The sequence below is a fragment of the Frankia sp. R43 genome, assembly GCF_001306465.1.
Classification (GTDB): Bacteria; Actinomycetota; Actinomycetes; order Frankiales; family Frankiaceae; genus Parafrankia; species Parafrankia irregularis.
In genome coordinates, this window is the sequence record NZ_LFCW01000005.1 from 125,158 (window position 1) to 143,841 (window position 18,684).

The 18,684-nt window shown below is 64.8% G+C and carries 18 protein-coding genes; 7 read left to right on the top strand and 11 right to left on the bottom strand.

The window, feature by feature from the left end:
• Positions 1-69: 69 nt before the first annotated feature.
• Positions 70-477, bottom strand: coding sequence for a hypothetical protein (locus tag ACG83_RS21560; protein ID WP_054568067.1), 408 nt, complete (start codon positions 475-477; stop codon positions 70-72).
• Positions 478-663: 186 nt separating this feature from the next.
• Here ACG83_RS21560 and ACG83_RS21565 point away from each other — a divergent pair, with 186 nt between their 5' ends.
• On the top strand, positions 664-1,428 hold the full coding sequence (locus ACG83_RS21565; RefSeq protein ID WP_054568068.1) for a GntR family transcriptional regulator: 765 nt from the start codon (positions 664-666) through the stop codon (positions 1,426-1,428).
• Positions 1,429-1,882: 454 nt separating this feature from the next.
• On the opposite strand, the gene ACG83_RS46830 is transcribed toward ACG83_RS21565, so the two are convergent.
• Complete coding sequence (locus ACG83_RS46830; protein ID WP_054568069.1) at positions 1,883-2,083, bottom strand: hypothetical protein; 201 nt, start codon at positions 2,081-2,083, stop codon at positions 1,883-1,885.
• Positions 2,084-2,280: 197 nt separating this feature from the next.
• Here ACG83_RS46830 and ACG83_RS21575 point away from each other — a divergent pair, with 197 nt between their 5' ends.
• From ACG83_RS21575 to ACG83_RS48010, 5 genes are all read left to right on the top strand, one after another.
• A complete protein-coding gene (locus ACG83_RS21575) occupies positions 2,281-3,222 on the top strand; it encodes a helix-turn-helix transcriptional regulator (RefSeq protein ID WP_054568070.1) in 942 nt (313 codons plus the stop codon).
• Positions 3,209-4,405, top strand: coding sequence for a hypothetical protein (locus ACG83_RS21580; RefSeq protein WP_054568071.1), 1,197 nt, complete (start codon positions 3,209-3,211; stop codon positions 4,403-4,405). Before ACG83_RS21575 ends, ACG83_RS21580 begins: the two co-directional genes overlap by 14 nt.
• Positions 4,290-4,778 carry a gamma-glutamylcyclotransferase family protein gene (locus tag ACG83_RS42620; RefSeq protein ID WP_083473437.1) on the top strand — a complete coding sequence of 163 codons (489 nt, stop codon included), beginning with the start codon at positions 4,290-4,292 and terminating at the stop codon, positions 4,776-4,778. Before ACG83_RS21580 ends, ACG83_RS42620 begins: the two co-directional genes overlap by 116 nt.
• 636 nt (positions 4,779-5,414) lie before the next feature.
• The gene (locus tag ACG83_RS44380; protein ID WP_152991478.1) at positions 5,415-6,086 is read left to right on the top strand and encodes a hypothetical protein; all 672 of its coding nucleotides are present in this window, start codon (positions 5,415-5,417) and stop codon (positions 6,084-6,086) included.
• Between the two features lie 30 nt (positions 6,087-6,116).
• Positions 6,117-6,569, top strand: a complete 453-nt coding sequence (locus ACG83_RS48010) for a nucleoside deaminase (RefSeq protein ID WP_083473438.1) — start codon at positions 6,117-6,119, stop codon at positions 6,567-6,569.
• Positions 6,570-7,149: 580 nt separating this feature from the next.
• On the opposite strand, the gene ACG83_RS21590 is transcribed toward ACG83_RS48010, so the two are convergent.
• From ACG83_RS21590 to ACG83_RS46835, 3 genes are all read right to left on the bottom strand, one after another.
• Entirely contained in the window at positions 7,150-8,382 is a 1,233-nt protein-coding gene (locus ACG83_RS21590; protein ID WP_054564112.1) for an IS110 family transposase, read from the bottom strand.
• Positions 8,383-8,775: 393 nt separating this feature from the next.
• On the bottom strand, positions 8,776-10,008 hold the full coding sequence (locus tag ACG83_RS21595) for an IS481 family transposase (protein ID WP_054568073.1): 1,233 nt from the start codon (positions 10,006-10,008) through the stop codon (positions 8,776-8,778).
• A 202-nt stretch (positions 10,009-10,210) separates the two neighbouring features.
• The gene (locus tag ACG83_RS46835) at positions 10,211-10,807 is read right to left on the bottom strand and encodes a site-specific integrase (RefSeq protein WP_235498078.1); all 597 of its coding nucleotides are present in this window, start codon (positions 10,805-10,807) and stop codon (positions 10,211-10,213) included.
• Between the two features lie 546 nt (positions 10,808-11,353).
• On the opposite strand from ACG83_RS46835, the gene ACG83_RS44385 reads away from it, so the two are divergent.
• Positions 11,354-12,064 (top strand): hypothetical protein, encoded by a 711-nt coding sequence (locus ACG83_RS44385; protein ID WP_152991479.1) that lies wholly within the window; start codon positions 11,354-11,356, stop codon positions 12,062-12,064.
• 948 nt (positions 12,065-13,012) lie between these two features.
• Here the strand turns inward: ACG83_RS44385 and ACG83_RS21605 are convergent.
• The 6 genes from ACG83_RS21605 to ACG83_RS21630 all read right to left on the bottom strand — a co-directional run bounded on the left by ACG83_RS21605 (position 13,013) and on the right by ACG83_RS21630 (position 18,548).
• Complete coding sequence (locus ACG83_RS21605) at positions 13,013-14,005, bottom strand: aldo/keto reductase (RefSeq protein WP_200931350.1); 993 nt, start codon at positions 14,003-14,005, stop codon at positions 13,013-13,015.
• Positions 14,005-14,631: a MerR family transcriptional regulator gene (locus ACG83_RS46090; protein WP_200931351.1), complete on the bottom strand. Its 627-nt coding sequence runs from the start codon at positions 14,629-14,631 to the stop codon at positions 14,005-14,007. Before ACG83_RS46090 ends, ACG83_RS21605 begins: the two co-directional genes overlap by 1 nt.
• A gap of 319 nt (positions 14,632-14,950) precedes the next feature.
• A complete protein-coding gene (locus ACG83_RS46095; RefSeq protein ID WP_200931352.1) occupies positions 14,951-15,295 on the bottom strand; it encodes a hypothetical protein in 345 nt (114 codons plus the stop codon).
• Between the two features lie 256 nt (positions 15,296-15,551).
• On the bottom strand, positions 15,552-15,944 hold the full coding sequence (locus tag ACG83_RS21620; protein ID WP_054568075.1) for a hypothetical protein: 393 nt from the start codon (positions 15,942-15,944) through the stop codon (positions 15,552-15,554).
• Positions 15,945-16,094: 150 nt separating this feature from the next.
• Positions 16,095-16,865, bottom strand: coding sequence for a DUF2993 domain-containing protein (locus ACG83_RS46840; protein ID WP_054568076.1), 771 nt, complete (start codon positions 16,863-16,865; stop codon positions 16,095-16,097).
• Between the two features lie 648 nt (positions 16,866-17,513).
• The gene (locus tag ACG83_RS21630) at positions 17,514-18,548 is read right to left on the bottom strand and encodes a zinc-binding dehydrogenase (protein ID WP_054568077.1); all 1,035 of its coding nucleotides are present in this window, start codon (positions 18,546-18,548) and stop codon (positions 17,514-17,516) included.
• Positions 18,549-18,684 lie beyond the last annotated feature (136 nt).

Below are 18,684 nucleotides of genomic sequence, written 5' to 3' on the forward strand. Positions count from 1 at the left end.
CGGGATTTACGAACGTCGGGTGCGTGGAGGAGCGGGCAACTCAGGAACACGCACCCGGATGTCAGATGATCAGGCAGCCTTTCCGGACCGCGCCGCAGCCGGAGCACGCATCTCACGGGCACGCAGGCTGAAGCCGACACGGGGGGTCTTCCGCGACTGATCGACGTACGCGGTGACCGTCAGCCCGTCGAACTCCACCGGCCGGAACGGCGTACCCGGCATCGCCTCAGGCGGGACCGGCTGATGCTCCGCCGAGATCTTCACTTTCACCTCAGCCTGCCCGGCCCGCAGGTCCGGCGATGCATCCAACACCCGCACGATCCACACCAGCATCCCAGTGTCCTTGTCGCGGACCTGAGGATTGGGGACCTTGTCGCGGACCTTGTCAAAGTCGTTCTCCGCCTCCACGCCCAGCACGAACGCCCCGTGGGGGAACACGTCCCCGAAGCTCACGGGGATCCTCATCGGCACAGCCATGATCCGAGGACCCTTCGAAAGTGGTCGGCACGTCCCGACCAGTAGAACCAGTGTAGCACAACTGGTAGGGACGTGTGAACCAGTAGTCCCGCGGGTATCGAGTGGTAGGCACCAGTACCGTTGACAGGCGCAACCCTAGGAGTCAGTTGCCGCAGGCCAGCCACGTCGGAGGGAGGGTGACTTTCAATGGCACCCATTGACAGGATCAGCGATCGACCTGCTTACCAGCAGATAGCCGATGAGCTTCGCAGCAAGATCGAAACAGGTGCACTCGCGGAAGGCGCCAAGCTGCCCTCCGAGCGGGAGCTATCCGAGACCTACGGAACGGCCCGTGTGACCGTCCGGCAGGCGATCGCCGTTCTTCGCTCCGAAGGCCTAGTTGCCGCCGAGCACGGCCGAGGGATCTTCGTGAAGCGCCGCCGACCAGTCATCCGGACCGCCCCAAGCCGCCTCTCCCGATCGGCACGTGACGCGAACCAAAGCGCGTTCATCGGTGACGCGACGAACGCCGGATACACGTGGCGGGTTGAGACCGACATCGAGATCACCGCCGCAGGGCAGCCGGCAGGCGACCTTTTCGGTATCGAGCCCGACGATGACGTCCTCACCCGCGATCGGACGATGTACGTCGACGACGAGCCCGTACAACTGGCGATCTCCACCTACAACTACGCGATCGTGAAGGGCACCGCCCTCGAGCAGAAGGACACCGGGCCCGGTGGAGCACACGCGCGCCTTGCCGACCTTGGACGTGCCCCCGTCAGGTTCACCGAGATCCTTAAGGCCACCATGCCCACACCCGGGGTTGCCCGCTTGCTCCGCCTAGGCGAGGGCAGTCCGATCATCAAGATCGAACGTCTCGCCTACGACCAGGCCGACCGCGTCGTCGAGATCACCCACATGACCCTTGCCGCAGACCGTTACGTCCTTCGGTACGACTTCGAGGGATGAGTGTGCCAACTTTCCTTACTTGTTCAAGGCGGGCCCTCCGGGCCCGCAGGAGCCCCGCGCCGCACACGCCACGCCGAACAGGGCCCCAGTCGGTTCGCCGCGCGACACGGGGCCCCGCCTCCCTCCGGTCGGCACCCCGTGGCGCGTCGACCGCCGACCCCATTCGGCGCGTCGGCACGTCGCAGGACACCCACGAAGCGCGAGACGCCCCGCCGTGTAGCAACGGCTGTAGCAACACCCGTGGACGTTGGCGGACGCTGGCGAACTCCGATGTACGGACACATCACCCCATCGACCGATCCAGCCGGCATCGGCCTTGCCTACGGATCAAAAGGTTGGGGGTTCGAGTCCCTCCGAGCGCACGCACGGTTGAGACAGGCCAGAGCCCCGCAGCCCCCATCCAAGGCTGCGGGGCTCTGCCGCTTTGACAGCCTAGTTAACAGCCAACAGCCTGTCAGGCCCCCTCAGCCTCGGTCGGACCGTCCTCGGTGTCCCCGCCCCCGTTGTCCTCCGCCGGGAACCAGCCGTCGAGCTTGGACGCCGCATCCTTGTGCACCGTGTCGACCATGTCCACGTAGATGTCCATCGTCGTCGACAGCATCGTGTGCCCGAGCATCGCCTGAATCTGCTTCCAGTCGACCCCGAGAAACGTCACGATGGCAATGCACCGGGCGCATGGCGTGCGGGACGGGCACCGGTCGACAGACGGTTGCCGAGCGCACGACAAGCGCCCGATCCGCACAACACCGGCGAACACGCCATACCCCCGTTGCATGGGCGGGTTAGTCTCTGCGTAGCGACATGACCACCCGCTGATCCTGGCAGTCGGCCCGCACCCGGAGGAGATGGCGGATGGCACAGCCCGCCCCTCCCTACACCGTCTCCCCCGAGCTACTCGCCCGGGACGACTTCCGCACCGCCTGCGAAGCCATGGACTTCCGGACGGTCTTCCTCCTGATGCGGAAGTACGACGGAGCCAGCCAGGACCGCGTTTCCTCCCCCGTCCGCGGCCTCACTCAAAGCCGCGTCAGCCGGGTCATGTCCGGAGAGACCCACATCACCACGCTTGACCTGGTCGAACGCATCGCCGACGTTCTAAGCATCCCCGGGGCGTACTTCCGTCTCGCCTCGCGCCCGTGGGAAGCCACCCACCCCGCGACGGTTGCCGAAACAGCGGCTCCCACTCCCGTCATCCCGGGCCAGGCCGGGCCAGCCACAGGGACCAGCGGGGACGTCGAGGACCGTAGCCTGACGATCGACATCGACGTGGCCGACGACGGATGGGCGACCCTGACCTACCGGCACGAGCTGCACAACGGCACGGCCACGCCCTTCACCCGACTGAACCGCGAGCTGTGGTTCGAGACGACCCGCGGCCCGCTGGACATCGAGGCCCTGCCGACACCGGACCGGAACATCATCATCCAGCGGATCCACGACACCGACCTGTCCACCCGCTTCGCCTGCCAGATCTTCCCCGCCATCCAGCCCGGGGAATCCGCGACGGTCGGCTACCGCGGCACCGGTGGCCGGTTCGTTTACGACCACTACTGGCGACAGTCGATCGTCCGCCCCACCGGCCTTCTCACGATCCGGCTTCGCCACCAGGGCGTGACAGCCCTGACCCGGTGCTCCGCCACCGAGGACCGACCGGACGGCTCGGAGGTCACCGCGACCGAGAGCCTGTCCATCGCCCGGGACGACAATGGCATCGTCATCGAGCTGACCCGCCGCAACCTGCGCCCGAACCAGTTCGTCACGCTCCGCTGGGACACACCGCATGCGTCTGCGTGACGCCATCGAGCAGGCCCTACGCGCGTGGGACGCCCACGAAACCGCCCGCGGCGCCGCCCCGGTCATCGACTTCGACTGCGCGCCCACCGAGGAGCCCGTCACCGCGGCACCGAGCCGCCTGGACGTCTACGACGCCCTCAGCGGGCTGCACGAACGCGCCGAAACCGAGAACGACCACGTGTGCGCCGAGCAGGTCTGCGCACATCTGGCCTACCTGGGCGCGTTGCTCGGCGAAAAGCTCCCGCTCGACGACTATCTGATAGCCACCCAGGGATGCCCCGCCGGCGGATGGCCCGACGAATACATCACCGCCGTAGGAGACCGCGCCCGCACGGCACTGGCCGACCTCGGGATTTCCTGGGGGCCAGACACTGACCGTCAGCTCCGCGACGCCGAAGGCCCGGTCGACACGGCCGACGCACCCGGTCTGATCCGGGCCGCCGCGGACGAGCTGGAGCCGGCCGTCCGGGCCCTTGCCGAAACAGACGCGCCGTACACGCTGGACATCACGACCGCCGACGTCGACGCCTACTGGGCCTATTGGCTGGACGGCACCGGCCACAACGTCCGGCTACGGTTCAACCTCCGCAACGCCGCCTTCACCAAGACCCGGCTACGCCAATTCGCGCTACATGAGATCCTCGGTCACGCTCTCCAGAGCGCCAGCTACACCAGCACCGCCGAGCGCACTGACGTTCCGTGGCCGCGTCTGCTGTCGGTCCACGCGCCGTACCAGGTGCTGTTGGAAGGCATCGCCCAGGCCATGCCCCTGTTCGTCATCCCCGACGACACCGCGGTCACCGCCCGCGTCCGCCTGGACCACTACCTCCAGCTCGTCCGCGCCGAGCTAAACCAGGCCATCAACACCGGCCATTCCCCCGCCGCATGCGCCGAGCACGCCCGCGCCCGCGTCCCCTTCTGGACCCCGGGCACCATCGCCGACATCCTCACCGACCGCGGCAACGACCCACAGCTACGCAGCTACCTGTGGGCCTACCCCGCCGGCATCGACTGGTTCGTCAACCTCGCCGACACCGCCGACACCGACACCGTGGGGAAGGTCTTCCGTGCCACCTACACACAGCCCCTCACCCCGAGCCAGCTCACCGGCCTCTGGCCGACTGGCCCCCGCATCGGCGGACCCGGCACCCCTCTTCGTCTACGGAAGCCTCCTCTTCCCTGACGTCCTACGCGTCCTCATCGACCGCGACCCCCACCGCACCCCGGTCACCGTCACCGGATGGCGCGTCATCGCCCCACCCGAACGCATCTACCCCGGCCTCATCCACGACCAGGCGGCCACCGCGAGCGGGCACCTCTTCGAGGACCTCACCCCGGCCGAGTGGGTCACGCTGGACGCATTCGAAGCCGACTTCTACACCGTCGGACGCATCACCCTGGACCACGACCGCCACGCATGGGCCTACATCTGCGCCGACCCCACCGAGCTACTCCCCGCCGCAGCTTGGAGCCCGGACGACTTCGCCCGTTACCACCTACACGCCTACGTCGAACGATGCGCCGCATGGCGCCGTCGACACGAGGCAGCGATGTAGGCCGCAGGTTGCGGAAACCGCCGATTTAGGATCAAGAACCGCGCCGCGCGACGGCTGCGCGTGGCGCTTGCGCGCCATGATCACCGGCGCGTCACAGGGCCACCGAACACCCCAAAACTGTCTGCTAATTAGCAAAGATTTGACCGCTAGAGTGTCCGACGGCTCACGACAAGGCCAAGAATAATCGAATCAGATTGCGATCGCTATGCGATATCGATACACGACGACGACGGCCAGGTTCTCGCCAAGGTTATCCTACGCGTCTCCGAAGGGGAACGAATTTTACTCCACAGGGGCGGAGGAATTTTTGAACAGTCTGCGCAGTCGATGACCGAACCCGTGATACTCGATCCGATATTGCGAGGATTTTCAGCCCAGACAGCATTCTACTGCGCACAGGAGGTCATCATTGTCCTCGACTGCATAGAGGCGTTTAGCTTGGCTTTTGGTGCGATCGCGCGACTTGCAAACGACTCAAGTTTAAACGTTACGATCTTTACTGATTTAAACATTGAAGTACCGCTAAACTTAGACTTTACCTCGGAGTGGCACGTAATCACTGAAGCCTTGCATTCTGGACGCCTGAAATTAATTTCAGAATCGGACGAGCACTAATCTATCAATCGGGGGATTAGAATGGCAGTCGACCCACCGCAGCCCGACCCACCGCAGCCCGAGGTCTCCAAGGAACACCGCATCTTAGTAAGCCAGTTCATGGTGACTGCACTGCTAGGAACTGCACTACAAGAAGCGGTCGACCCGGTTTCGACGGCGATCCGCTCCCAGGGCGTAACACTGGCAAGCTACACGCTATTCGCCATTTTTTTCCTAACTATTTTTCGATTTTTCGTCGGCGATATCCTGCATCTTCAATCCGACGATTTAGTAAGTCAAAATAGCGGATTTCGCTGGCTTCTCGATCTTTTTATCATCACACTCGAGTGCGTAGTATTGATCTTTATGGCACGCGTCGCTTCATTAGAGGAGAGTCAAGCCGCTCGATTCGGATTCTTCGATCTCCTCTTACTTCTTTATATCATAGATATCGGCTGGCTGTCACTCGTTTTGCTCATCGATCGAGCCGCAAGACTTTCCCCAGTTGCCCAATTTAGAAGTCTGCTCGCTAGACAATTTATTCCCTATAGGTGGGGAATCCTCAATGCTGCACTCGGATTTTATATTATACTTTCAGGCGCACTTGACGAAAAGCACTCATTTTCATCGCCAGAACTAGCCGCATTACTTGTCGTCAACATTGGAGCTTTTATTCTTGATCTAGTCATATTTAACCATAATAGTATTTTTTAGTTTTATTTTACACTGTGATATCTTGGAGGTATGGACCTCGACCAAGAGTACGTGCGCCGCGGTATCACAGAAGCGATCTTTCAAGCGAAGAAATCGCTCTCCGAGGGAGGTATTCCCATCGGATCCTCCCTATACCGGGGGTCGGATCTTGTTGGAGCTGGCCACAATAAGCGAGTCCAAATGGACAGTGCCATTCTCCACGGGGAAATGGATTGCCTACAGAACGCAGGGCGGCAAAGATCATACAGAGACACGGTGATATTTTCAACACTTATGCCGTGCTATATGTGCGCCGGCACTATCGTTCAATTTGAGATACCCACCGTCGTCGTGGGCGAGTCTCGAAACTTTACCGGCGCTCGCGAATTTATGGAATCGCACGAGATTTCTGTGATAGATCTTGACGACTTGGAGTGTCGGGAGATGATGGAAAAGTTTATTCGAGAGAACCATGATCTTTGGTATGAAGATATCGGTAAGTAGCTCCTCGGCACGCCACTAGCCTGGTTTGGGGTCGCCCCAAGCCAGGCTACCGGCAGCGCGGCCGGGCCGATGCGGGCAATGTACCCGAGCCGGCGGAATTATCTGGAGGGCGATGGGCGTTGACGGAACCGTCCTGAGTGCGGGGATGGTCGGACAAAGGTGGATGTCGGTGGACGACTCGCCTGCTTCCCTTAACCCGCGGGTCAAATTGGCGGCGGGGGAACTCACCCCTCCCGCCCGAAAATCCCGCCCAAGGCGCCGTCCGGTAGATTCTTCGATAGTTGCAGTCGCCCTGTAGACGTGCTGTCACCATTCGGCCAATGCCACCTCGAAAGAAGCGGCATCCGGATCGCCCAGACATTGGCCTCCCAAGGTGCAGCCCGAGGCAATCAATTTTGCAGGCATGACGATGCTCATGTAGTTGCTTTCGCTCTGCCCGAATCTCACGCCCAGTCACGACATCCGACGTACCGCCCCATACTGCAGTCGTACTGAGTCGAAAATGACTCAGGGTGAGGCTGTCAGGGTGACCTGGTGGCCGAGCTGTTGGAGCTGGTGGACGAGCTGAGTCGAAAATGACTCAGGGTGAGGCTGTCAGGGTGACCTGGTGGCCGAGCTGTTGGAGCTGGTGGACGAGCTTGCGGGTTTGACGTTCGGGGTCCTGGCGGCGTTGGTAGTAGTCGGGGCCGAGGTCGCGGTAGGTGGTCTGGTCGTGGAGCAGGTGCCAGGCGATCACGAGCATGGTGTGGGAGACCGCGACGAGGGCGCGTTTGCTGCCGCGGCGGGTGGCGATCCGCCGGTAGTGGGCGGACAGGTAGGTGGTCTTCGACCGGGACGCGGAGGAGGCGGCCTCGCCGAGGGCTCCGCGCAGCCAGGTGTCACCGCGGCGGGTGCGGCCGGAGTAGTGCTTGCCGGCCGACTCGTTGTTCCCGGGACACAGCCCCGCCCAGGACGCCAGATGTCCGGCGGTGGGGAACCGGGTCATGTCACCGCCGGTCTCGGCGATGATGATCTGCGCGATGCGGGCGTTGATCCCGGGGATGCCATCGAGGCGGTCGACCGCGGCCGCGAACGGGGCGATCTCGGTCTCGACCTGGGCGGTGAGGTCGGTGATGGTGGCGGTCGCGGCGTCGATGCGGCCCAGCATGGTGGTGCAGAGGAAGGCATGGTGGTCGTCGAACCGGCCGGTGAGCGCGTCACGCAGAGCGCCGATCTTCCGGCGCATTCCGGTGCGCGCCAGGTCCGCCAGGACATGTGGGTCGCGTTCACCGGCGATGAGGGCATCCAGCATGGCCCGGCCGGAGACACCGAGAATGTCGGAGACGAACACCGACAGCTTGATCCCGGCGTCCTCCAACACCCGGTGCAGACGCTGGATCTCGCGGGTGCGTTCCTGGGTGACGACGGTGCGGTAGCGCGTCAGGTCCCGTAATCGCCGGATCGGTGGGGGCGGAACGAAGCTGGGCCGGACCAGGCCGTGTTCGATCAGCCTGGCGATCCAGGCGGAGTCGGCAACGTCGGTCTTGCGGCCGGGGACGTTGCGCATGTGCCGGGCGTTGAGGAGCTGGCAGTCGAAGGCGTCCTCAAGCAGGTAGAACACCGGCTTCCAGTAGTCGCCGGTGGCTTCCATCCCGACCACGGTCACCTGATGCGCGGCCAGCCAGTCCCGTAACTCCAGCAGCGCTGGTGTGGTGGTGGCGAACGTGCGGACTTCCTGCCGGCGGCGTTTCCCCGGACCGGGGATCCGGATGCAGGCCTTCACGTCGGCCTTGCCGATGTCGAGACCGGCGCACCGCTCGACGAGTGTCTCCACTGGCCACCTCCCACCGTGTGTCAGGCGGGACGTCCGGGGAGACCGACCAGGCGAAGAAGAAGCTGAGTCACGTGCTCGCAGCAACAGTCACGGGTGCCTGAAGGCGGCCTCCAGCGTCCGACTGCAACCCGGGCTCACAGCACCAAGTACTAACGACGTCGACCGAACGCCCCACCACATTTTCACCCTGTCCCGGGTGGCCCCACCAGGGGCCATGACGGACTGCAACCGAGGTGGACGTCCGTGGATATCCGCGAGCCCGCGCCCTGCACCGGCGGACGTTCGTAGATGTCCGTGGACGGTGCGCCGAGGGCTACGGATCGAAAGGTTGGGGGTTCAAGTCCCCCCTCCCGCACTGTGTGATGTCTCGGGACATCGGAGACAGCCGAACCCTCACCGCAGGGGTTCGGCTTCTGTGGTTTTGGGGGCGGGTCCGCGGGGTCGGCCGGTGGGCTGGTAGTCGCGGGTGGGATCGATCGTCAGCTCGCGCAGAAGCTCGCCGGTGGTGGCGTGGATGACGCGGACGTCGAGGTCGTGGACGAGCAGGAGGACGGGGGTTCGGGCGTGGGTTCGTCCGATCCCGATGTGGTGCAGGCGGCCGTTCACGCGCAGGGTGAGTTTCCCGTTCGTATCGACGTTGTCGCGGCGCAGCCGGTCGTGGCTGTCCGCGGTCCGGTCGGTGGACGGGCCGGTTTTGGGCCGGGCCTGGTAGGCGACGGCAGGGGTGCTGCGTCCGGGCAGGGAGCGGTGGGGACGCTGCTGGTTGTAGGCGTCGACGAACCCGTCGATGAGCGCCTGGAGTGCTGCGAGGGTGGCCGGCTGGGTGGGTTGCGCCGTGAGCCATTTCTTCAGGGTCTGTTGGAAGCGTTCGACTTTCCCGCAGGTGGTGGGATGGTTCGGCCGGGAGTTCTTCTGCACGATCCCGAGCCGGCGTAGCTCGGCTTCGAACCCGGTCCGCCCACCGGCGACGCCTGGGCTGGCGAGGCGGACGGTGTAGACCATGCCGTTGTCGGTCAGCGTTGACGCCGGATAGCCGTGGAGGTCCGCGGCCTGGTGGAACGTCGCGACGACGATCTTCCCGGTGATCTTCGGGTGGGCGGTGACGCGCAGGGCGTACCGGGAATGGTCGTCCAACCAGCTGATGATCTCGGTATCGATGCCGGGTCTGCCGTCCGGGCCGGTCAGTCGGTAGTGCGTGAAATCCGACTGCCAGCACTCGTTCGGCTGGTCGGCCTGGAAGCGGATGTAGGACGACCATGGTCGTTTGGCCGGTTCCGGTGTGACGGCGCCCACACGGGTCAGGATCCGGTGGATCGTCGCCCGGGACAGGGTGGTGGCGTGATGGGCGGCCAGGTGCCAGCCGATCGTGTCCGCGCCCGCGTCCAAGCCCTGCTCGGCCAGTTCCTTGCGTAACCGTATGACCAGCTCGACCGTCGCCGCGGGTGTGGCGGTCGGGGACGAGTGCGGCCGCCTCGACCGCGGTTCGAACGCCGCGTCTCCCTCGGCGTCGTAGCGGGCTTTCAGCTTGTGGACCCAGCCTCGGGACACCCCGTACCGGCGTGCGACCTCCGCCGGTGTCTCTCCCTCCACGACCAGAGGCGTGATCACCAACCGTGCTTTCGACATTGCCGATCATCGAACCCGCCGGTGCTGTCTTCGATGACCCGAGACATGTGTCGCCTATGTCCTGAGACACCTGTCTCCTATGTCCTGAGCCAGGACACCTCCGAGCGCACGCACGGTTGAGACAGGCCAGAGCCCCGCAGCCCCCATCCAAGGCTGCGGGGCTCTGCCGCTTCTGTAGCAACGGGTGTAGCAACGCCCCCCCTCAGCTCAGGTATTCGTCGAGCAGGGTGAGCGCCTTTCGCTTCTCTTCCAGCGAGCTGCGCCCATACACGGTCATGGTGACTTCCGTCGTGGCATGCCCCGCGATATCGCGGACCGTGTGCGGTGGCACCTTGAGATCCAGCAGCAGCGTGATGCAGGTGTGCCGGACCCCGTGGAAAACCACCCGCCGGTCGAGTCCGGCCGCCTCCACGATCGGGAACCAGGCGTGCCGCAGGTTGCCAGGTTCGATCGGAGTGCCGATCGTCGTGGTGAACACGTGCCGAGATTCGACCCACCGATCATCCGCAGCGTCCCGTTCGGCCGCCTGCAGCTTCCGGTGCTGGGTGAGTGCTTCCACGACGAGTCCGTGCAGCGGCAGCGTACGCCGTGAACCCTCCGACTTCGGTGTGACCATGCGTAGTTCACCGCCCGAGCGCTGCAGTTTCCCCCGGATCGTGAGCGTCCCGTCCGCCCAGTCGATATCCGACCAGCGCAGCCCGAGCAGCTCACCGCGCCGCATGCCGAGGTGGAGCGCCATCAGCACCAGGGCGTAGAGACGATGCCCCGCCGCCGCATCGAGCACCGCCCGCGCCTCCACCATGCTCAGCCCGCGGTTGATTCCGTGACCAGGCGAGGGGACCTGTACCAGGGGGGCAACGTTGCGCCGGATCAGCTCCTCTCGCACAGCCGCCTGCAACGCACTCCGCAGGACCGCACGAGCAAGCTGCACCGGACGTGCCGACGGTCGCCACGCGCAGCACTTCCCCACCGCACAGCACTGACGTCGACCCTCCGACCGCCGAGCATCAGTTCCCGCCCTGCAGCACAGGCACGAGTTCGCCAACGACGCCAGGTAGCGGCGCACGTCGGCAGCCGTCAGCTTGTTCAGCCGCTTCGCTCCAGCCCGGGAACAGGTAGTTGTCCACGATCACGGCGTAGTTGTCCGCCGTAGCCGGTTTGAGGTGCTGAAGAGATCAACACACCCAGGGCGGCAGAGTTACTTGTTCGTCTACACGTCGCAACTCGGCCCCTACCACTGCCATGAAAACGCCGCGACTGTCAGCAACGCGCCAAAAGATGTCAGAACGTCACAAGATGTCGGTAGGGTACTTCTTGATCAACCGACAACGGCGGGGTGTTCGGCATGACAACCATCAGGTGCCGCAGATGCAGCGCCGAAGGCAGCGGCCCGTTCTGCTCACAATGCGGCGACGAATTCAACCAGCAGAACGAAAGCGCCCTCACCACGCTCCTCAACGCCTTTTTTAGGGCGAGCGCCTGGGGTGCCTTCTTTCGAATCTACTGGAGAATTCTTCGGAGGCCGACAGCCCACACGATAGAGATCTTTGAAGAGCGACACTTCCAGGACGTCCTCAAGTTCTTCGAGACCGCCATCCTCATATCGACACTGATCACGATCGCAACCCTTCTTCGGGTCGACAACAACTTTTTGCAGCAGGTTCTTTACCCGACATATCTGCTCGTCGTTTCCGCAGGATCCATATACATCTTCTACTGGCTGGCGAAGCGCCAGTCCGAGGTCGAGCGGTCCACCCGTGAGGTGCTGACCCTATACATGCTGCAGGTAGGGTTCGTCGCGCCGCCATACTTCGGTGCATTTCTTATCCAGTGGTACGTGTCTTTTCCTGCCGGCGCAGCCCTTACGGCCGCCATGGGAATACCGACACTTGTGTATGCTATACGTATCTGGCGATACTTCTGGCGGATCAGTGCTTGGCGCCTACTTGCCTATATCGCTACCGCAGGAATCCTTCCGGGTGCCCTAGGGTATCCTGATCCTGGTTCCCCTCGGCTACGACCCTTTCAACGCCCAGTTCCGCGATCAGTCCCATGAGGCCAGCGGGCCGCGGGGCCACCTATCGACCGGCCTGGTGGCAGTCTGTAAGTCGCTCAGAATAGACCCCGCAGACCGAACCGCCGAAGACCCTGTGGAATCTTTGTACTGCACCTCGAGCGACCCCGCGAATCCCACCGAGTTCAGCTTCGGCCAGTTCGACGACACGGCAGCTATGGACGCGGAGTTCACCCGCTCCAGCGAGAACTTCCCAACAAGCACCAGCCCGACGACTGGAACAGTATCGCACTCCGGCCGACGGGAAACCGGTCAGATCATCTGCTATGAGCCGCCAGCAGAAATCGAGGACGCACAAGCCACAGTATTCTGGACCAGACCCGATCTCAAGATCTTCGCTTTAGCGTGGTCACTCCGAATGTCCTGCACTGACCTGACCTCGTGGTCAACAAGCATCCTATCGAAATGACATCGCACCCATTCCCCGGCTAAGCGTCAAATGATCTGACGGGTCGCCGGCCGCGCCAAGGGCGCCCTTCGGGCGGTCGCGCAGACTGGCTTCGCCACCCTGACCCGATCGGCGTCCCGAACAGGCAGAGGCACTTTCCGGGCAACGGGGCGGAAAAATGAGAGGCTCGACAGGAGCAACGGCCGGGCCGGAGACATCCGGAAGCCCCCGGGAACTGTTCCACGCCTCTGGGCTAATTCAGCCAGTGATTATTCTCCGGGTGGGCCCCTCAGGTGACTGGTTGAGACAGGTTCAGAGCCCCGCAGCCGATCACACGGCGCGGGGCTCTGGGCTTTCCGGGGCTCACGTACTGCCCTGTGGAGCTCCAGAACTCCGATCTGGGTGGTGGCCTGCGCGTTTGCCTGCGGAAGCGGGCCCGTCCTGGGCTACTTCGATGCACGCAACAGACTCGGTGGTACCGCCCGGCTCGTCCGAGTCTCAGCCGAGAACGAGACAGGCCCTCTGATGTCAGGCACTTCAACCTACAGGTCGACGCTGGACATGTCCGGATACCGCTCGCCCCGGACGCTCTCGCCTGCCTGTGCCAAGGTCTCGAGCTCCCCGTCGCTCAGCTCGAGATCTGCGGCGGCGGCGTTCTGCTCCAGGTAGGTACGTCGCTTCGTCCCGGGGATCGGGACGATATCGGCGCCCTGACGGTGTACCCAGGCGAGGGCGACCTGTGCCGGTGTGTATCCCCGCGCCGCCGCGATCTTTTCGATCTCCGCCACCAGCGCGAGGTTCGTCTCCAGGTTCTCCTCGTTCATCCGGGGCAGGGAGCCACGGAAGTCCCCGGCCTCGAAATCCTTGGCGCCGCGGAAGCTCCCGGTGAGGAAGCCCCGCCCCAGCGGGCTGTACGAGACGAAACCGATACCGAGCTCGCGAACCGTCGGGAGGATCTCCTTCTCAGGTTCGCGGGACCAGATGGAGTACTCGGTCTGCAGCGCGCTGATCGCGTGCACGGCATATGCCCGGCGGATGGTGGCCGGGGCCGCTTCCGAGAGTCCGAGAAAGCGCACCTTCCCCGCCGCGACCAGCTCGGCCATGGCCCCCACGGTCTCCTCGATCGGCACGTCGGGGTCGACCCGGTGCTGGTAGTAAAGGTCGATGTGATCGACCCCGAGCCGGGAGAGGGATGCGTCGCAGGCCGAGTGCACGTACTCCGGCCGGCCGTTGACACCGCGTGCTAGCGGGTTGGCCGGGTCGCGGACGATCCCGAACTTGGTGGCGATGACCACCTCGTCGCGGCGACCGGCGATGGCCCGCCCGACCAGCCTCTCGTTCGTGTGCGGTCCGTACATGTCGGCTGTGTCGAGAAACGTGACACCCAGGTCGAGCGCCCGGCGGATGGTGGCCACCGACTCCTCGTCGTCGCGGGTGCCGTAGAAGTCCGACATGCCCATACAGCCCAGGCCCTGGGCGGAGACCTGAAGGCCCTGGGCGCCGAGCGGTATCTGGCGCAGCGTGGAGGTTGGCATCAGTCGTCGACCTTCTTCCGATAGATATCGATCTTGTTGTCGATGGCCGTGAGGTGACGGCGGACTTCTTCGAGCCGCTCGGCGACGAGCCGTCGGTGCGCGGCCAGCAGGTCGAGTCGCTGCGCCTCGTTGCCGTCGCCAGCCCGGACCAGCGCCGCATACCGGGCGATCTGCCGGATCGGCATGCCGGTGCGGCGCAGTGCGGTCAGTGTCCCGACCCAGCGCAGGTCCACATCGTCGTATCGGCGATGACTCGACGGCGCTCGGGACACGCGCTCGAGCATCAGATCCACGCGCTCGTAGTACCGCAGCGTGTGCGCGCTGACGCCCGTCGCCTTCGCCGCCTCTGCGATCGTGAGACCGGTGAGCGGAGGGGCGACGGTGTGCTCGACGTCGCTGCCGCTGTCGGCGCTGCCGCTGTCGGCGCTGCCGCTGTCGGCGCTACCGCTGATGTCAGCGGTGCCGGCCGGGTCAGCGATGCCGACGGCGTCGAGTCGGAATTCCGGGCGCGCAAGGAGAACGGGGGATGCATCGGAGTCGGCGTCAGGCTCGGTGGGCGTGACATCCGGCCGGCGCGAGCCCGAGACTCCGAGATCGCGCTCATCGAGCCCGTCGATCGTGACCATGCCCCGACGCTAAAGCTTAGAGCGCGCTCGAAGTCAAACCAGACTGCGCTCGAACCGTCCGGCTCCTCCAGCGACGTCGAGCGATCGGGCAGCTCCCCTGGACGGACGGTCGACGGTCGACGGTCGACGAGTCCTGGTGAACGAGGACGGACGCCAGCGGACGCCCATCGACATATCACCTCCGGCGGGAACCGGAACCGCGCGAACTCCGACGTCGGAACCGGTGGACAGCCCACGACGTCGACGCAGCACCCGATCATGGCCGGATAACGGCCGCTGGATGGCGGACTGTCGACGCGACAGCGCCCGACGGAGCACGTTATTCCGGCCGGGCGGCGGACCGGTTCGGATGTTTCAGCAGGCCGATACCTGCTCCGAGGGCGACCAGCCCCATCCCGACAGCAAGGCCGGTACCCTTGTTGCCGTCAACGAAGAAATAGGAACCCACGGCGATGCCGCCGTTGAAAAGAAACAGGAACCATTGCACCCTGGTCGACCTGAGGAGCGATTTCAGGGGCTCTCGCCGTGCCAGCAGCGATCCCACCAGGAGAGAGAGTGCGATCGAGCCGTAGCTCACGGCTTTACCCTGCGCACCGTCGAGATCGAGGATCTTCGCTCCGGCGATCGTTCCTGTGATACTTACAGCGAAAGCCACCCAGAGCATGCAGGACCAGACGAAGGACGCAGCTCTCCCCGCGGCCATCCGTAGGGCGTCAGCGATATTTGGCTCTCTGCCAGGACGGGACGTAGGAAGCTGCCTGATCGGGGTGCTCCGAGATCGATGTGGACCGGCATGCGTGGGGGCAGGCCTTCCGCCCCGTGGCCGGGTCACCAGAATGGCGGTGTGGATTCTCGCAGCTATCCACCGCGTGAGCGATCGTCGTGGCATCAGCGCCCCTCCAACTGTGCGTCGCCATTCCTCAGACGGTCTGGCAGATTTTCGCCATGGTGAGTAGCGCGATGTTGTGCAGAGTGAACTGGTCGGCTTTCGATCCAGAGAGCCCGTAGCGTTGCCCCATCGACGCGGTGGTTATAGCCATGGCGGCCGCCATGTCCGAGCAACTACTGAAGGCATCCTGGATGATCTGCTGGTCCGTCCTGCCTTCGGCGACCTCTGGGAAATCCCTGCGGAACTCTGCGACATATGCGGCGGCGTCTGCACTGTCTGATGCGGCGCCCGGGCTCGGCGACATCTGCGCCGAGACGCTCGGCCCGGGGGATGCGCTGTCGACGCCGCCGGTCGAGTCGATTGGATCCTGACATGCGGTCAGTACAGTAAATGCGGCGGCGAGGGAAACAGCGATTCTCTTCACGTCCGCCCTCCTTCTTCCTTCTCGGAAATTTCTGGGCGTGGAGATTCTTCCGTAGGATTTTTTCATGGGTGCGAAACCCTGGGACGCATTCGTGGGCGTCGCGGTGGTGGGCCGAGCGCGACACGGCTACTGCGGCGTCTGTTCGGTCACTCAGGACCGGTCGATGTCCACCGCCGGGCAGTTCCGAGGCTTCGTGTCGGCCTCGGGGAGCGTGATGTCCCTGGCCGTGGCGGTCAGCGAGAGACCTGTCGCATCGGTCGCCGCCTTGACAACGCTGACGTCGAACGGCAGGGCGCCGACCGGAATCGGTATGTCGGGAAGCAGGTTCCCCAACCCACCCGGAACGGGGATGCTGATGTCCAGCGTGCCACGCAGCGAGATCTCTGAAGGTACGAGAGTGAGCTTGTTGTCCCGGATCTCGAAGGTGGTGATGCCGCCGACCTGCTGGGAGCCGACCACCGGGATGTCGGCGATTCCGGAGACCTCTACCTGGTCACCGTCGTCCACCGGGTTTATCTGCACCGCGCCCGGCTGGCCAGCCAGGTAGGTGTTCACATCCGTGTAGTCGAGGTGAACTGTTGCCTCGACCTCGTCGACCGGCACTTCACCGACGCTGTTGGTGACCATCTTCGTGACCGGGATGTGCAGGCCGCGCAGGTGTGCCTCAACTGCGGAGATCCGGGGCCCTGGCGTGGGTACCCCCTCTACGGTCACCCCGATGTCCTTGAACCTGCCGAATGCCACCTGAGTCAGGAAGGGGAACCCTCCGATACTGACGTCGCTCACCGTGGGTGGGGTGACGTCGCAGTCGAGGTTCTCGATGATGCTGGCTTCGATCTGGCTGACCATCTGGTCTTCCGCGGCGGAGACCGCGAATCGGTCACCGGCCGCCAACACGACGAGTTGGATGAGTGCCGCCACCGCAATGATCCGCCGCCGACGACGCCGCTTCGCATGTCGTGCTGTGTCCGCAGAGGCCACGGATGGCGGTTTCCCGTCGGATGCCGGCCGGGCGCCTGCATCATTCCCGGCGTCGCGGTATGCCACCGGACCTTCCTCATGGCCCTGCTGATCATCACCGCGAGGGCAGGCGTGGCTTTCGCTGGCGACGTCCGGCTGGGTGCTACGGGTGGTTGACTGCGCCTGTGGGACGGGGTGACGAGCCTGGATCCGTTCTCTCCACAGTGCCTCGGGCCGGACGTGGGCTTGTCTCGGGGGTTCGACCGATTCAATGCGGCTCTGTTCGGCGCTGTTCTCCCCTGCCTCGTCAGGGCCGCCGGCATCGCCGGACAGGTGGGCGCCGGTGCCGGGCTCACCGGCGTCGGATCGGTGATTCACCGCACATCTCCATCTCATGCTGCTGGCGGTGGCGGGGTGCAGGGCGGTGGCGGGGTGCAGGGGGTGGCGGAGTGCAGGGGGGTGGCGGGGGGCAGCGAGGTGGCGGGGTGCAGCCAGAATGTGCACCGCGCCGCTCGATTTCCGCCTCGGACGGAGGCAGCCATTTTCGACTACTGCAGGCTGTCCGCACCGGGCTCTCGTCCGGACGCGACAGCGGTGTCATTTCTTCGGTCAGTCGTCGAGGGTGATGACGATCTTCTCGGCGGCGCCGGGCGTCAGGGCCCACTCGAAGGCACGGTCGGCCTCGGCGAACGGCACTCGGTGGCTGATCAGCCTGGCGAAGCGGTCCTCGTGCTCGACGAGTTCGGGGGTGACCTCGAAGATCTCGGTCGGGTAGCCCTGAGACGCGATGAGCGTGAGCTCGCTGCGGAGCATTCCGCCGAGGTCGATCTCCGAGCTCTTCTTCTGTATGGCGACCATGACCAGTTTGGCGCCCCATCTGGCGTTGCCCACCACGGTGTTGAAGACCGCCGCTGCGCCGGCGGCATCGAAGTAGATGTCGGTGCCGGGCCGGGGCTGTCCGAGGGCGTTGGTGGCCTGCCCGTGCAGCTCGGTCAGGCGCCCGGTGACGTCCTCCTCGGCGGAGTCGATGACGGCGTCCGCTCCTATGGCCAGCGCCTTCTCCAGCCGGGACGCAATGACGTCGGCGACGACCACGTGCTCCACGCCGCGCAGCTTCAGCCAGATCGCCGCGCCCAGGCCGATGGGCCCGGCGCCGAAGACGACGACCTTGTCGGCGGGCTTTGCCTCGGAGCGGTTGACGGCGTGCCGGGCGACGGCCATGGGCTCGTTGAGGGATGCGACGTCGAAGGGAACGTGGTCGGGGAAGACGGCCAGGTTCCTGCCGACGGTGGCATTCTCGACGAGCAGGTACTCGCTCAGCGCGCCGTGTCGCGCACCGCAGCCGATGACGCCGCTCGGCCCCTGCGGGTTGACCACGACCCGGTCCCCCACCTTCAGTCCCTCCACCTCGGCGCCCACTTCGACGACCTCACCGGCCGGTTCGTGGCCCAGCGCGACGGGGACGATGTCGCCGCCCAGGTGAGCGTGGGCAGGGATACCGCCCAGGTGCAGAAACGACACGTCGGTGCCGCAGATGCCGCAGGCTCGGATCCTGACCAGCGCGTCGCGCGGGCCTGGGACAGGGCGGTCCACCTCCAGGATCTCGACGGTGTCCGGGGTGGTGCCGGTGTAGAGGGCCTTCATCCTGCTCACGGTGGTGCTCTCCTCCGGTGGATGAGGGGGTGATGTAGGGCGCAGGTCCCGGGCGCGTGCCGCCGTGGGGTTCGCCGTCCGTGAGGCGCGCGGTGAACGGTGCGGTGCCCGGGCAGGAGTCTTCGAC

Coding starts and splice junctions, on each gene's coding strand:
- ACG83_RS44380 (WP_152991478.1), top strand. CDS start 5,415: ATGGCAGTCGACCCACCGCAGCCCGACCCACCGCAGCCCGAGGTCTCC.
- ACG83_RS21565 (WP_054568068.1), top strand. CDS start 664: ATGGCACCCATTGACAGGATCAGCGATCGACCTGCTTACCAGCAGATA.
- ACG83_RS48010 (WP_083473438.1), top strand. CDS start 6,117: ATGGACCTCGACCAAGAGTACGTGCGCCGCGGTATCACAGAAGCGATC.
- ACG83_RS44385 (WP_152991479.1), top strand. CDS start 11,354: ATGACAACCATCAGGTGCCGCAGATGCAGCGCCGAAGGCAGCGGCCCG.
- ACG83_RS21575 (WP_054568070.1), top strand. CDS start 2,281: ATGGCACAGCCCGCCCCTCCCTACACCGTCTCCCCCGAGCTACTCGCC.
- ACG83_RS21605 (WP_200931350.1), bottom strand. CDS start 14,005: ATGCCAACCTCCACGCTGCGCCAGATACCGCTCGGCGCCCAGGGCCTT.
- ACG83_RS46090 (WP_200931351.1), bottom strand. CDS start 14,631: ATGGTCACGATCGACGGGCTCGATGAGCGCGATCTCGGAGTCTCGGGC.
- ACG83_RS46095 (WP_200931352.1), bottom strand. CDS start 15,295: ATGCTCTGGGTGGCTTTCGCTGTAAGTATCACAGGAACGATCGCCGGA.
- ACG83_RS21595 (WP_054568073.1), bottom strand. CDS start 10,008: ATGTCGAAAGCACGGTTGGTGATCACGCCTCTGGTCGTGGAGGGAGAG.
- ACG83_RS21560 (WP_054568067.1), bottom strand. CDS start 477: ATGGCTGTGCCGATGAGGATCCCCGTGAGCTTCGGGGACGTGTTCCCC.
- ACG83_RS21580 (WP_054568071.1), top strand. CDS start 3,209: ATGCGTCTGCGTGACGCCATCGAGCAGGCCCTACGCGCGTGGGACGCC.
- ACG83_RS21630 (WP_054568077.1), bottom strand. CDS start 18,548: ATGAAGGCCCTCTACACCGGCACCACCCCGGACACCGTCGAGATCCTG.